Source organism: Castellaniella sp., assembly GCF_049673105.1.
Classification (GTDB): domain Bacteria; phylum Pseudomonadota; class Gammaproteobacteria; order Burkholderiales; family Burkholderiaceae_B; genus Castellaniella.
The window spans coordinates 49,796-64,458 of the sequence record NZ_JBATXG010000032.1 but is presented as its reverse complement, the minus strand read 5'-3'; the positions used below and the strand labels follow the sequence as shown (position 1 = coordinate 64,458).

Here is a 14,663-nt window from a genome sequence, read left to right as displayed (position 1 = left end):
TCCTGGGGTCTGTTAACACGACAAGAAACCTCGCTCAGTTCTGCCTCACATCGGCTGAATATGGGACCTGGCCAAACGCTCGGCGATCAGGGCAACCACCATCAGGAATACCAGCGACGTCAGGAAATAGCCCAGGCTGGCATCTTGCGACTGGTATGCAGGGAAATAAGCCGAATGCAGCAGCTGCATGCCATGCGCGAACGGCGACCAGAGCACCCACGGACGCAATTGCTCGGGCAATTGTTCCGATACAAAAAAGACGGACGCGAAGATCTGAAAAAACCGCTCGATAATCGGCGCGAGCCGCAGAAAGAAACGCCAGAACGTCGCGATCGTCCCGAACAGCAAGCCCATCGCCGCACCGCAACATCCCATCAACACGACGAAAAGAATGAACCCGCCCCAGCTGATCGGCAAAGTAATCAGACCTAGCGCGTGACCTGCACTGATCAGCACCGCAAACACCACCAGATAGACCGACACATAGATCAGCGACTGCACCAGGGCGCACAACAAGGGTGTCACGCCCTGGAAGTTCAGCAGACTGCGGGCCGACACATAGGCCGTGCTGCTGCGAAAGGCGATCTGCCGGAACATGATCCAGGTCGTCGCACCCAACAGCGCAAACGTCTGCACATCCATGCCCATGATGTAATGCGTCCCCAGCAAGATATACAGCGACGAAATCAAGGTCAGGAGCACCACGGGGCCGACCAGCGCCCACACCAGAGCGATGCGGCTCTCGCCTTGCATCACACGCAGCTGATAGATGAACATCGCCATCAGCGTGCGCCCGACCGGCGGGCCCCTGTCGGCAAAATCCGGCGGACGCCCTGCGTGCAAGACGCGCAGACGGTCCCGCAGGATCGCCAGATCGCCTGCTTCGTCCTGCTCCACCTCGATTTCCAGCGCAATATCGTGGCGTGACGCATGGCGTCGCGCCTCGCGCGCCTCGTCCTGCTTGCGTCGCGCTACGCGCCGCGCATGCGCGGCGGCCAGGCGCTCATCCTCGGCCACCAGCTTGGCCGGCATATAGCCCGGATCGAATACCGCCAGGCCTGCGCGGATGTCCTGTTCCAGAAGACGCACGATGATGCGCAGGCGCCGCCGGGAAAAATCAGCCAGGCTTTCATCGACCACGCTGCGTACGATCTCCGCCTCCAGCTCCGCCTGGACAGCCTCGTACACTGCCCGCCGGGCTGCCACGGAATCATGCGGCGCACCCTGCAAGCGGGCCAGCAAGGGCTTGAACAGCACAGCCGGCGCGGCCTGGGCTTCGAACAGCGCGGCAGGATCCAGCCGCCAGTCGGTGACACCGGCGCCTACCGTGTAGTGACCGCCCTTTCGGCGCGACCGCCAGCCTTGGATCCGATCCTCGTTGCTCATCGATATGGCTATTGGGCCAGCGACGGCGAACTGGCGCCCGCATCGCTGTCGATAGCCTTCGTCGCGCTGAAGCCCGCGCTCATCGTGAAGCGGAAGGCCGACAGGACTTTCTGCACCTGCGTGAACGGCGCGTCTGAAATGTAGATCGCCTGGCCTTCGCGCACCGTGAACTCGCGCGCCAGCGCCACCTGTTCCGGACGGGTCAGGTCAAACTGGTAGACCACGGGCAGTTTGTCCGGTTTGCCGTCCACCCCTGCTTTGGCGGGCGTGAACAGGAACACGGAACGCGGGTCCGCCAGCTTGTCGTCCAGCCCCCTGGAATCGGCCAGGGCATCCAGCACGCTGTAATTGCGTTTGCTGATGGCCACGCGCCCTTGAGTGCCGGCGGCCCCCAGCACGGTCAGAAACTCCTTGGATTCATAGGCGGTAATCACATCGCCGGCCCGCAACAGGATGTCGTTGTTCTGATTTCGGTAGATATCCGACAGCCGCACCGACGCCACCTGTTTGTTGCGGCGCAGGCTGATGATCATCTGCTCGGGGTTCTCCTGCACGGGTGCTGCCTGCGCCAAGGCGCTGCTCAGGCGCTGGGAGGTCTGCGTGATCGGATACATGCCGGGCTTGGTCAGGTTGCCCTGCACCGTCACCATCTGCCCACGCTCGGAGGCCACGCGCGTCACGCTGATGTCGGCGCCCACGACCAAGGTGCTCAGGCGCGCCATCACCGCGTCATGCAACTGCCCCAGAGTCAGGCCCTCGGCCTGAAACTTGCCGATGATGGGGAACGTGACATGGCCCGAACGGTCGATTTCCTGGTTGCCCAGATCGCTCGCGCCGGATGGGTCCACCGCGAATACGCCCAGACCGCCGCGTTCCCACACCTTGATGTTGATGCCATCGCCGGGTACCAGGCGGTCGAATCCCGCTTGCGTCAGATCGCGATAGCGTGCGGGAAAATTGGCCACCTCGGGCACATGGCTTTGCTGCGCGAGTTCGCGCGACACGGGCATCACGATGACGTCCTTGTTATCGTGAGCCCCTGTCATTTCACTCAGCATGGGGCCGGACCGCGGCAGTTGACACCCCGTGAGCGTCAGCACGGTCAGCAACATAAGCAGGGTCGCGGGGCGCCGCACGTTCAGGGCCGGGGCTTTCATGTACATAAGATCCTTCCGCTTAAAAGAGCCATCACGCCCGCATCAGGCCCCTCTCCGGCGCCATATCGATATGACCATCGTTCGCGGACAGGGCGGGTATGCACAGACTCAGGAATTTGGCAAGCATCGCCTCGAGCGAGAACAGTTTCTGCGCCCGGCGGCGGCTACGCACCCCGACGTCCTCGTTGCTGTGCGCCTTCTTCACTATCGATGTGAGTTTTTCGCATGCCTCATGCAGATCCGGATGCACGACATCGCTCAGCAGATGGCCCGTCTCGTTTTCCACGAAACACTCGCCCGCGCCGCCGGCGGGCGTCGAGACCACCGGGACCCCCAGCAACTGCGCTTCGATCAGGACGTTCGGCAAGCCTTCATAGCGCGACAGCAGCACACTGGCGTCCATCTGCGAATACCAATAACCGACATGATTCGACAAGCCCACCAGCAACAGCCGGTCGGTCACGCGCAGCTCTTGCGCCAGCGCCTCGATGTTCTCTCGCAGGCGTCCATCGCCCACGATGACAAAGCGCGCATGCGGGTGTTCCTTCAGGTACAGCGCGGCCAGCTTGATCCATAACTGCGGTCGTTTGTCGGGTTCCAGCCGGAACACGCCGCCGATGGTTTCCGTGGCATCGCCCGTGCTGGCGTGAAAGGCTGCCCACATGGCCTCGTCGGCAGCCGACGCGTCGGTCGCCAGCTCGGGCACACCGTTGTACAGGATGTGAAAACGCTCGATCGGAATGTCCAGCCATTCCGCATAGGCTTGCGCCGCCTTGCGGCTGTTGCTGACGAAGACCACCCCCGGCACCTGGGCCAGGGCCTGGTATAGCTCCGGATACTCCGCGCGGAAGCGATCCTTGCGGATGTTCGGCGGCAAGCCGCGGAACACCAGATGGATGGTCGGCGTGCCCGCCAACAACGCTGCCAGTGCGCCGAACAGGCAGGTGCCGTCCTGCCACAGGCTCACCACATCGAACGGCTTGGCCCGCAGCACCGGCGCAAGCCGCGTCACGCCATAGTGGACAGGCGGGGGCAACTGTTCCAGCAAACGGGGCAGGCTGCCTTCCGGAACGGCCTGGTGAGACACAGAAACAGCCGGCAAGCGGTTGATCTCCGTGACAGGAATGTGCGCCTTGGTCAGAACGGGCAGGAAAAAATCGTCCTGCCGCTTGGGCGAACCTGTCGGCTCGGTGTGCTGCTTGACCAGCACTTCGACTTTCTTGGGCCGCATGGGGGTTTCGGCGGATCGCCGCTTGCGCGATTTAGCCATGCGGGTCAACTCGCCGGCCAGACGCGTCAACTGCCGTTCGGCGCCGCCGGGGCCCAGGCTGCCGGTGACCAGCGCCACGGAAACCGACTTGCCCATCGCATGTTCCGCGATCTTCCGGTCGCGAAAATGCAGGATCGCATGTTTCATCGACACGATCCGGACATCTTTCCCCGCCAGCTCCTCTTCGGATTCGAAACGCTGGTAGAACGCATAGTCGCTGGCCAGCCCCTCGGCAAGTTCGGCCGCCTTGCTGCCGGGCGCCAAGTGCTTGACCACCGGCGCGATCACCTCGAACGCGTCAGCCAGCAAGCCGCGTTTACGCAGGCGTTTGGCAAACTCGGCACGCATATTGCGATCGGTATGCTGCGATATCAAGCGACGGAACAAGGCATCGGACTGTTCATGTGCGCGGATATCGCCCAGCAGCTTCGCCCGAGCGAACAAGCGGCTGGCATCGTGCGTCGCATCGGGCAGATGATGATCGACCAACGACAGTGCTTCTTCCAGGCGCCTTTCCTTCACCAGGCGCGTGGCGCAATAGCGGACGATCTGCAAATCATCCGGACACTCCTGCAGCAAGGTCGCCCATTGCTCGGCCATGCCTTCGTTCAAGCCCGCCGACTCCTGCAAGCGAAGCAGCAGAAAGCGGACCTTCGAGTCCTCCATGTGCTCTGCGGCCAGCACCTTCGCTCTCGTCAGATTGTCCTGTGCGATTTGAACCCGCCCCGACTCTGCGACGATGTCGGCCAACTGCGCTTGAACCTGTTGAAGAGTGAACGTGGCGTCTGCTTGCTCGGTACTCCGTAGCCGCTTCATGCCACCTTTCTCCGATTGAGCTTCTCAATCCACACCGAGCAGCGCTCGATGTAACGATCGAACTGCACCGGGTTGTCGGAACGTTCCCGCAGCTTTTTCCAGTATGGCAAGGCCTGCTCGAAACGGCGCAGGCGCATGGCGCCCACGGCAGCCAAACGCAGGCCGATGGGATCATCAGGCACAAGCCTCACGATGCGCTCGCCCAGTGCCAGGCGCTCGGTCGTGCTCGACGATTCCAGCGCGCGCGCTTCGGCATACAAATAGGCCAGGATGCGCCGCTTTTCGTGAGCCACTTCCGTCATCTCGGGCCACGACTGGGCGACGCGATCCAACAGGTTCCAGGCAGCCTGATGATCCCCTTGAGACAGAATCTGGCGGGCGCTGCGGATCGCGCGCGGGCCCAGCCTGCCGAGCTGGCGCTCCGCTTCGTTTCGAGCGTTCTGGTCGGCAGACGGATGGGCGAGCACGGCCTGATACGCGTCGATGGCTTCGCCGAACCAGCCGCCGTTAAACGCGGCGCGCGCGAAATGCAGCTTGGCGCTGAACGGCGCGGACTCGCCGTCCGCAGCCAGCCCCAGATGCCGCATCGCGGTCTGCTTGTCCCCCAGCGCATCGGCGGCGCGGCCACGCATGGCGTGCAGTTCGGGGAATTCCACATGGGTGTCGATCGCAAGGTTGGTCAGATCGATCACTTCCTGATGATTGCCGGCCACCAACGCGGCGCGAACGCCCAGGCGCATCGCGCGTTCAAACGCCCGTTGCGCCCGCACACCGGCCAGCGCATCGGGATTGAGCAAACGGTGCGCGCAGATGCGCTCAGCCGCCTCGCGCAGGCGCCCTTCCTCCAGCGCGCGATTGCCTTCCTCGGCCCAGGTCGACGATTGCGTCCGCAGCCATGCGCCGATTTCCTCCTGCCCGCTTTTAACGAGGCCGCAAGACACCGCCAGCGTGGCCGCGGCCATGATGCAGCCTCGCCACGAGGCTTCCTTGACCAGTTCCAGGACGTCGGCATCCTCCAGCAAGGGATGCTCCGCCGCCAGCTCGCGCAGCGCGTCGCGATCGCCCGCCAGCAGCCGGTCCCGCCACAACACGGCGAAGCCCCGGCCATAGCCGGGGATCGCCGCGCGGACTTCATGAACCCAGCGCAGGACCGCTTCCATATCGCCGGCTGCCTGCAGCAACGACAACACCGTATCCGCGGCTTCCGCCGCCGTCGCATCCTGAGGCGAGGAGATGCGGAACAACTGCTTCCACATGCCCAGACTTTCGTCCACATAGCCCAGATGGCCCGCAGACACCGCCGCGATCCGGACGATTGCCGGCGTCTCGATCTCGTCGCCCAGCAGGCCGGCCGCCAACGAGTACGCCACGTCATGGTGGCCCAGTTTGAACTCGTTTCGCATCAGGATCTGCTCGGCCTTGCTGCCCGATGCCTGAGCGCCGTCCAGGCTGTCGAGCAGCGCCATCGAGCCCTCGTAATCACCCAGTTCCCCCTGGATGCGTGCGAACAACAGCACATGTTCGGGCAATCCGGGGTAGCGGCGCAGCACGTCGCGCACGCGGCTCGAAGCATCTCGCAAAGCACCGGAATCCCAGAGTTTTTCAATCTGCTCGGCGCTCTCGTCGGCAGCCAGCTTGGGCACGACGGGCTGCGGGGTGTGCTCACCCATCCGCGGACGCATGAAGTTCTTGTACCAGTCCGTGTACAGACGTTCGGCAAACACCGGGGTGTAGTGCGTCAGATCGAACCCGCTGTCCTCCATGGCGTCAGGCTGGCCGATCTTGTTCATCAGCGGCGTCGGGTCGTAGCACGGCACGCCGATACGCTGAGCGGCGGCGGCCACGGCGGCGATCAATTGCGCCCGCTGTTCAATGGGCACGTTATCCGGCGTCGTGGCGTTGACGTGCGTGACAAACACCACCTTGTCCCTGTCCAGCAGCTCGACGAGCTGGCGCATGTCCTGTTCGATCTCCTCGTCCGTCTCATCGCGTTTGACGACGCGAGCGAGCAAATCACGATCATCTGCATTGAGACTGTTGAAGACCGGATCCTGGTCCAGAATGGCGCGGCGCTCAGCCAAGCGTTTGGTGTTGGCCATGGACCAGAACTGACGGGTACGCGCCCGATCAGCAAAGAACTCACTGAAATAGCGGACCAGATAGTTGGACTGGATGGGAAAGCCGTCAATGGTCAGCAGCTTGCGCGACGACAGCTCGACCATGTACAGGTCAGCAGGCTGGTGCGTACCTCGACGCGCTTGTCCGCCACTCGAAGGTCGAAAGACCAGGCGCTGGACGTCGGCGGGAATATCGGTCTGACTGAACATGAATCGCGCCTGCTGCAGCGCTTCGGCAGCCGTGTGCACGAAACCGTAGTTGCGGCCAAGTTGCAGCTTGATCGGGTAGCGCCCTGCAGCATCGCGCAACGGCGTGTGAATGCGGCAGGTTCCTATCGGAGCGATGGTAAAAGCAGTCATTCGGGAGCTCTCCTGTAGTGATGAATACCGGGCCTGAACGTAGAGAGTCCAGTACAAGAGGTCGCCCGCAGGCATATAAATCGATATGAGATCGAAATGCGTTTTCCATATACGGGCGGTTCTATGGCAAAAAGTGATGCCGGCTCGCTACCAAGCCATGTCTTTCGGGTAGCAGGCCCATGCATCTTGGGGGGAAACCCGCAGCAAACCTATTTCTAAAAATTATCGTTGCTGTTGAAATGAATCAGGGACAACCCCTAAGCCCCACGGGAAATCCCTAAAAGAATTACATCCATGACAAGAATGTAATGGCCCAGCGGCCATCAGCGGCCCGCCTATCCAAGCAAATGTAACCACATGCCCCTGTTCCCTTGAAATAGGGAAAATCGTCCCTATAATTAGCACTCGATGGGGTTGAGTGCTAACAACACAGCGCCACCCCGCATCCCTCAATTTCTATGTACAGGAGTTTCTCCATGGCACTGCGTCCTTTGCACGATCGCGTGATCGTCAAGCGTCTGGACAACGAGCGCACCACTGCCTCAGGTATCGTCATCCCCGAGAGCGCCGCTGAAAAACCCGACCAGGGCGAAGTCCTGGCCGTTGGCCCGGGCAAGAAAACCGAAGACGGCAAAGTGATCGCCGTTGACGTCAAAGTCGGCGACAAGGTTCTGTTCGGCAAGTACGCCGGCCAGTCCGTCAAGGTCGATGGCGAGGAAGTGCTCGTCATCCGCGAGGAAGAAATCCTCGCCGTGATCCAGTAAGCCACCTCACCGCTCAATCCCAAGGAATTTCAACATGGCTGCAAAGCAAGTTTATTTCGGTGACGATGCTCGTACCCGCATCGTCCGCGGCGTCAACATCCTGGCTAACGCCGTCAAAACCACGATGGGCCCCAAGGGTCGCAACGTGGTCCTGGACCGCTCCTTCGGCGCCCCCACCGTGACCAAGGACGGTGTGTCCGTGGCCAAGGAAATCGAACTGAAAGACAAGTTCGAAAACATCGGCGCCCAGCTGGTCAAGGAAGTCGCTTCCAAGACCTCCGACAATGCCGGTGACGGCACCACCACCGCCACCGTGCTGGCTCAATCCATCGTCGAAGAAGGCCTGAAGTACGTGGCCGCCGGCATCAGCCCCATGGACCTGAAGCGCGGCATCGACAAGGCTGTGATCGCCGCCGTGGCCGAACTGCACGCCCTGTCCAAGCCTTGCACCACCAGCAAGGCCATCGCTCAAGTCGGCTCGATCTCGGCCAACAGCGACTCGTCCGTCGGTGAGATCATCGCCAACGCGATGGACAAGGTCGGCAAGGAAGGCGTCATCACCGTCGAAGACGGCAAGTCGCTGGAAAACGAACTGGACGTCGTCGAAGGCATGCAATTCGACCGCGGCTACCTGTCGCCCTACTTCATCAACAACCCGGACAAGCAAGTCGCCGTCCTGGAAGACCCGTTCATCCTGATCTTCGACAAGAAAATCAGCAACATCCGCGACCTGCTGCCGGTGTTGGAACAAGTCGCCAAGTCCAGCCGCCCGCTGCTGATCGTGGCTGAAGACGTCGAAGGCGAAGCCCTGGCTACCCTGGTCGTCAACAACATCCGTGGCATCCTGAAGACCACCGCCGTCAAGGCGCCTGGCTTCGGCGACCGCCGCAAGGCCATGCTGGAAGACATCGCCATCCTGACGGGCGGCACGGTGATCTCCGAAGAAACCGGCCTGTCGCTGGAAAAAGCCACGCTGGAACTGCTGGGCCAAGCCAAGCGTATCGAAGTGGCCAAGGAAAACACCACCATCATCGACGGCGCCGGCCAAGCCGCCAACATCGAAGCGCGCGTCAAGCAGATCCGCGCCCAGATCGAGGAAGCCACGTCCGACTACGACCGTGAGAAGCTGCAAGAACGCGTGGCCAAGCTGGCCGGCGGTGTGGCCGTGATTCGCGTGGGTGCCGCCACCGAAGTCGAAATGAAGGAAAAGAAGGCCCGCGTCGAAGACGCCCTGCACGCCACGCGCGCAGCCGTCGAAGAAGGCATCGTCCCGGGCGGCGGTGTTGCGCTCATTCGCGCCAAGGCCGCCGTGGCCAAGGTCAAGGGCGACAACGCCGACCAGGACGCCGGCATCAAGCTGGTCCTGCGCGCCATCGAAGCCCCGCTGCGCACCATCGTCACCAACGCCGGCGACGAAGCCAGCGTGATCGTCAATGCCGTTGAAAAGGGCGAAGGCAACTTCGGCTACAACGCGGCTACCGGCGAATACGGCGACCTGGTCGAGCAAGGCGTGATCGACCCGACCAAGGTGACCCGCACTGCGCTGCAAAACGCAGCGTCCGTGGCCAGCCTGCTGCTGACGACCGAAGCCGCTGTGGCTGAAATCGTCGAAGACAAGCCGGCCCCGGCCATGCCCGACATGGGCGGCATGGGTGGCATGGGCGGTATGGGCGGCTTCTAAGCCCCTACCTTCCCGGTCCCCGGCCAGGCGGTTCATCCGCCTGCGGGGACAGCCTTCAAGATCCCCGTTGCGGTTCGCCGCAGCGGGGATTTTTCATGGCCCGGCCCAAGAAGGTCAAAGCATTGCGCCGAGCCGTACCTTACAATGCGGGCATCCTGCAGACATCTCGACCCATGACCCAGCCTTCCCCCTATAAAAGCACCGGCGGCCTGATCCGCATTGCACGCGCTTTCGGCTATTCGCTGCAAGGGCTTGGCGCGGCATGGCGGCACGAAGCCGCCTTCCGCCAGGAAGTCGCGCTGGCGATCGTACTGATCCCTCTGGGCCTCTGGCTGGGCGATACCGTCCTGGAACGGCTGCTGCTGGTCGGTGTGCTGGTGCTGGTCCTGATCGTGGAACTGATCAATTCCGCGATCGAAGCCTTGGCCGACGCCATCAGCACGGATCACCATCCCCTGCTGGGGCGCGCCAAGGACATCGGCAGCGCCGCCGTCCTGTTGATGCTGATCCTGGCCGGTGTTGCCTGGGCCTGCGTGCTGCTCCCCCGCTGGCTATAGCCCTCCCCTTCAATCCGCTCTCTTCCAAAGCCTCTCATGACTTTCATCGACAAATTGAATCGCGCCTGGGCCAGCCAGGATTCTCTGCTGATGGCTGGGCTGGACCCGGATATCCGCCGCTTTCCGGCGGAACTGGCCGAGCGACCGGATGCCGTGTTCGAGTTCTGCCGCCGCATTGCGGACGCCACCGCCCCCTATGTGTGCGGGTTCAAGCCGCAAATCGCCTATTTCGCAGCGCTGGGCGCGGAAGACCAACTGCAGGACCTGTGCCGCTATCTGCGCGAACACCACCCCGCGCTGCCCATTGTGCTGGACGCCAAGCGCGGCGACATCGGCAGCACCGCCGAACAATATGCCCGCGAAGCCTTTGAACGCTATGGCGCCGATGCCGTCACGGTCAATCCTTACATGGGCCGCGACTCGGTCCAGCCCTATATCGACTATGGCGACCGAGGCGTGATCATTTTGTGCCGCACCTCGAATATGGGCGGCGCCGATCTGCAGGATATGCGCCTGGCCAACGGCACGCCGCTGTACCTGCATGTCGCTGACCAAATCGCCCGCGTCTGGAACACGACCGGGCAATGCGCCCTGGTCGTGGGGGCGACCTTTCCCGAGGAAATCGCCCAAGTGCGCCGCCGTGTGGGCGATATGCCGCTGCTGATCCCCGGCATCGGCGCCCAAGGAGGCAACATCCCGGCCACCGTCCAGGCAGGCCGGACCGCAAGCGGCTACGGCATGATGATCAATTCATCCCGCGCCATCCTGTATGCCAGCCAGGGCGACGACTGGGTCGAAGCAGCCGCGAAAACCGCGCGCGCCACCCGCAGCGCCATCCGGCTGGCCCTGGGCAGTGCCACCTAGGCGTCGGATCACGCCAGCATTTCGCATTATGCAAAAAACGCATGCTTCATCCGCATGATTTGAGCGAACATCCATCACAATTCGCATATAAGCCCGTAAAAGAAAGAAACCAGTTCTACATTTGTAATATTGTTCAGTAGAATCCGGCATCATGCACCGGACCATCAGCAGCAGCCTGTCCAGTACGCGACAGGTATGGCGGTTTATCTTAGTCGCTGCATTGGCCTCTCTGCTCATCCACCTCAGTCTCGTCTTTCGACCCGCCCTGGGAGAGATCGGCTTCTGGCCAGCGACCGCGCTCTTGGCCGGCGTGCTGCTGCGCATGCCCCGATCTCAGGATCTGCCCACATGGCTGATGGTGCTGGCCGGCACCATCTTGGCCTACGGCAACTGGTACGGTTCCTTGCAAGCGGCCCTGATGCACACGGTGGTCGATCTATCCGGGGTGTGTGCGACCTGGTATTTGTTGGGCCGGATCTGGCATCTGGAGACCCTGCGCACCCCACAGGCCATCGCCAGAGTCCTGGTGGCAGGACTGGCAGGCGCCTTCTGTACAGCCCTGGCGGGGCTGATCGCCCAGATCCGGACGGACGCGCAGCTGCAAATTGCCATCGAGGTGTTCTTTCGCCAATGGCTGGGTTACAGCGCCATCCTGCCCGTCTGTCTGCAAGCGGCGCTGTCCCGCCGCCCTGCGACGGACAAACGCGGTCGTGCCTGGGCGCACCTGCCGCACCATCTGAAAATCGGCAGCCGCCACTGGCCGCTGCTGTCGCTGCTGGCGGCGGTCTCTCTTGCCGCTTTGCTGGGCGGTCCCGGTGCCGTGGCCTTTCCGATTCCCGCCCTGCTGTTCTGCGCCTATGCGTATCAGCAGCAGACGACCACCTGGCTGACCCTGGCATCCGTCCTGACCCTGGTGCTCTGCCATGCCCACGGTTTGGTCGTGATCGAGCCGCTATCACCCACGCTCTGGACACAGGTGTCGCTGCAAATGGGCCTGCAGCTGATGGTCGCCACGCCCTTGTTGGTGTCCAGTTCTCTGGCCGCCCGCAACGACCTGATCATGGCGCTCAACCAGGCGCTGGACCACGACGAACTGACGGAAGCCCTGTCGCGCCAGGCCTTCATGCGCGGCGCCGTGGAATACCTGCAGCAATCGCCTGCGTCGTTCTACGGCAACGGCGTCATGATGCTCGATATCGATCACTTCAAACGCCTGAACGACAATCACGGCCATGCAGCCGGAGACAGCGTGCTGCGCGAGTTTTCCCGCATCACCCAGTCCGCCATCCGTCCGGCGGATTTGTTCGGTCGCCTGGGGGGCGAGGAATTCGGCATTCTGCTGCCCAATACGACCCTGCAAGACAGCCTGGACATTGCAGAAAGACTGCGCGCCTGCGTGGAACAGATCCGCCTGTACTACGACAGCGACGAACCCTTGCGCGTGACGGTCAGTATCGGGGTGGTACACGATTCGCAAGCGCCTGGAGGCGCCCTGAGCACGCTGCTGGCCCTGGCGGATCAGGCGATGTACCGCGCCAAACATCAAGGCCGCAACCAGGTGTATTCGCCAGCGCAGGAAGAAATACGCGACCTCAGCCCCGTGCCGCAGATCTAGTATGCTGCGATACCGGGCGGCCTGCTCACAAATCTTTGACCGGTCCAGCAGCAGGTTCAGCTGCCGTGCCGCAGATCGTCCAGCGCCGCCTGCAAGGCAAAACGCACCGCCGCCAAGCGAACGGCTTCCCGATCGCCTTCAAAGATCCGGGTGACGGCCCGCGTCGTGATGCCGGCGCCGACCCGGCGCGCGATCCCAAAGCACACCATGCCGACGGGCTTGCCCGCTGTGGCGCCGCCCGGCCCGGCGATCCCGGTGGTGGCCAGAGCCAGCCGCGCCGAAGACACGGCCCCCAAGGCCCCGCCGGCCATTTCCATCGCGGTTTCCTCGCTGACGGCGCCGTAATGCTCCAGCGTATCCGCCGAGACCCGCAACTGCTCGATCTTGGCGACATTGCTGTAGGTGATGAAACCCCGCTCGAACCATTGACTGGACCCTGGGCAGGATGTGATGGCACCCGCCAGCAAGCCGCCCGTGCAGGATTCAGCGGTCACGCACAAACTACCCGCTGCCCGCAGCGCGGCCCCCAGTTCGCCCGCCAGGGCGCGCAGATCACGATCCATCATGGCAGAACCCCAAAGTGGATAAGCACGGCTGCCGCCAGCAAGGCATATAAGGCCGCCAGAATATCGTCGATCATGACGCCGAAGCCATTCTTGAAGCGCCGATCCAGGATGCTGACCGGCGGCGGTTTCAGAATATCAAACACACGAAACAGCACGACGCCGATCAATTCGGGCCAGAAGCCTGGCGGCATCAGCCACAGCACCAGCCAGATGGCGACGATCTCATCCCAGTTGATGCCGCCGTGATCGGCAACCCCCAGATCATCGCCGCAGCGCTGGGTGGCCCAACAGCCCAATACAAATGACGCCAGCAAGATGACGGCCATCCAGCCATCCGGGACATCGCGCAGAAACACGGCCCATAACAGCCAGCCCGCCAAAGTGCCCCACGTGCCAGGCGCCGGATGGATCAGGCCGGACCCGAAACCGAACGACAGGATGCGTTCCGGGCGGGCGAACACCCAGGCGGCGGAGGGCCGCTCGGGATTGTCGGGCGCGCGGCCCGGACCGGGATGATCGGACATCATGCGGTTTCTGAAAAATGGTCAAAACCCCGGTGCGTGATGGGCAATGCCTGCCCATCCGCATCCAGCACGCGCACCCCGGTCCCGCGCTGGATCGTGCCAACCCGCGACACGGCCAGGCCCAGTTGTCGTCCCAGGGTCTCGATCTGCTCGCGGCGGCGCGGATGCGCCATGAAGCATAGTTCGTAGGCGTCCCCCCCAGCCAACAGGGCATCGAGACGGATGGACTCATCCAGACCGTCGAGCACGGGATCGGCAGGCAAGGCATCCAGCCACACCTCGGCAGCGCATTGGCTGGCATCGAGAACGTGCCCAAGATCCTGCAACAGACCATCTGAAATATCGATGGCGGCGTGCGCCACCCCGGCCAGATAGCGGCCCAGTTTCAGCCTCGGTACCGGGAGTTCCAGGAAAGTACGAGCTGCCTGCCAACGCGCCGGGTCCGGCGGCATGCGGCCCTGAGCCAGACGCAGTGCAATATCCGCCCCACCCAGCGTGCCGGACACCCAGATGTCATCGCCGACTCGGGCCGCATCGCGACGCAGCGCCTGATGGCGACGGACTTCGCCCATGACGGTGACGCACAGCACCACCCCGGGAGATCCTCCGGTGGTGTCGCCGCCGACCAGAGGGCAGCGGGATTCGCGCGACAAGGCATGAAAGCCATCGGCAAACGCCTGCAGCCAGGCCTCGTTGATGCTCGGCAGGGAAATCGCCAGGGTGCATGCCAGGGGGCGCGCGCCCATCGCAGCCAGATCCGACAGGTTCACCGCCAGCGTCTTGTGGCCCAGCAGGCGGGGGGCGATATCCGGAAAAAAATGCCGGCCCTCGATCAGCATATCGGTGCTGACGGCCAGCTCGCAGCCCTGGGCGGGCGACAGCAGCGCACAATCATCACCCACCCCCAACATGCCGCTGGGGGCCGGCCGGTCAAAATACCGGGAGATCAGATCGAATTCGCCACCTGACGGCATAGGCATGGCGCG

At 63.0% G+C, this 14,663-nt stretch carries 12 protein-coding genes; 5 read left to right on the top strand and 7 right to left on the bottom strand.

What is annotated here, in order from left to right; genetic code table 11:
* Window positions 1-45: 45 nt before the first annotated feature.
* Genes WBF69_RS12040 through WBF69_RS12025 form a run of 4 tightly spaced genes read right to left on the bottom strand, consistent with a single transcriptional unit; the run spans window position 46 to window position 7,106 of the window.
* Window positions 46-1,386, bottom strand: coding sequence for an ABC transporter permease (locus WBF69_RS12040; RefSeq protein ID WP_424264387.1), 1,341 nt, complete (start codon window positions 1,384-1,386; stop codon window positions 46-48).
* 8 nt (window positions 1,387-1,394) lie between these two features.
* Entirely contained in the window at window positions 1,395-2,549 is a 1,155-nt protein-coding gene (locus tag WBF69_RS12035; protein ID WP_424264386.1) for a polysaccharide biosynthesis/export family protein, read from the bottom strand.
* 25 nt (window positions 2,550-2,574) lie between these two features.
* Window positions 2,575-4,629: a glycosyltransferase gene (locus WBF69_RS12030; protein WP_424264385.1), complete on the bottom strand. Its 2,055-nt coding sequence runs from the start codon at window positions 4,627-4,629 to the stop codon at window positions 2,575-2,577.
* Complete coding sequence (locus WBF69_RS12025; protein WP_424264384.1) at window positions 4,626-7,106, bottom strand: hypothetical protein; 2,481 nt, start codon at window positions 7,104-7,106, stop codon at window positions 4,626-4,628. Before WBF69_RS12025 ends, WBF69_RS12030 begins: the two co-directional genes overlap by 4 nt.
* Before the next feature lie 476 nt (window positions 7,107-7,582).
* Here WBF69_RS12025 and WBF69_RS12020 point away from each other — a divergent pair, with 476 nt between their 5' ends.
* From WBF69_RS12020 to WBF69_RS12000, 5 genes are all read left to right on the top strand, one after another.
* Window positions 7,583-7,870 carry a co-chaperone GroES gene (locus WBF69_RS12020; protein ID WP_424264383.1) on the top strand — a complete coding sequence of 96 codons (288 nt, stop codon included), beginning with the start codon at window positions 7,583-7,585 and terminating at the stop codon, window positions 7,868-7,870.
* Window positions 7,871-7,904: 34 nt separating this feature from the next.
* On the top strand, window positions 7,905-9,551 hold the full coding sequence (gene groL / locus WBF69_RS12015; protein ID WP_424264382.1) for a chaperonin GroEL: 1,647 nt from the start codon (window positions 7,905-7,907) through the stop codon (window positions 9,549-9,551).
* Window positions 9,552-9,724: 173 nt separating this feature from the next.
* A complete protein-coding gene (locus WBF69_RS12010; RefSeq protein ID WP_424264381.1) occupies window positions 9,725-10,108 on the top strand; it encodes a diacylglycerol kinase in 384 nt (127 codons plus the stop codon).
* A 36-nt stretch (window positions 10,109-10,144) separates the two neighbouring features.
* Window positions 10,145-10,972: an orotidine-5'-phosphate decarboxylase gene (pyrF, locus tag WBF69_RS12005; protein WP_424264380.1), complete on the top strand. Its 828-nt coding sequence runs from the start codon at window positions 10,145-10,147 to the stop codon at window positions 10,970-10,972.
* A gap of 151 nt (window positions 10,973-11,123) precedes the next feature.
* Complete coding sequence (locus WBF69_RS12000) at window positions 11,124-12,587, top strand: diguanylate cyclase (protein WP_424264379.1); 1,464 nt, start codon at window positions 11,124-11,126, stop codon at window positions 12,585-12,587.
* Between the two features lie 56 nt (window positions 12,588-12,643).
* On the opposite strand, the gene WBF69_RS11995 is transcribed toward WBF69_RS12000, so the two are convergent.
* From WBF69_RS11995 to thiL, 3 genes are read right to left on the bottom strand one after another with little or no spacing between them, the layout of a single operon-like run.
* Window positions 12,644-13,153, bottom strand: coding sequence for a CinA family protein (locus WBF69_RS11995; protein WP_424264378.1), 510 nt, complete (start codon window positions 13,151-13,153; stop codon window positions 12,644-12,646).
* Window positions 13,150-13,680, bottom strand: coding sequence for a phosphatidylglycerophosphatase A family protein (locus WBF69_RS11990; protein ID WP_424264377.1), 531 nt, complete (start codon window positions 13,678-13,680; stop codon window positions 13,150-13,152). Before WBF69_RS11990 ends, WBF69_RS11995 begins: the two co-directional genes overlap by 4 nt.
* Window positions 13,677-14,657, bottom strand: coding sequence for a thiamine-phosphate kinase (thiL, locus tag WBF69_RS11985; RefSeq protein WP_424264376.1), 981 nt, complete (start codon window positions 14,655-14,657; stop codon window positions 13,677-13,679). Before thiL ends, WBF69_RS11990 begins: the two co-directional genes overlap by 4 nt.
* Between the last annotated feature and the right edge of the window lie 6 nt (window positions 14,658-14,663).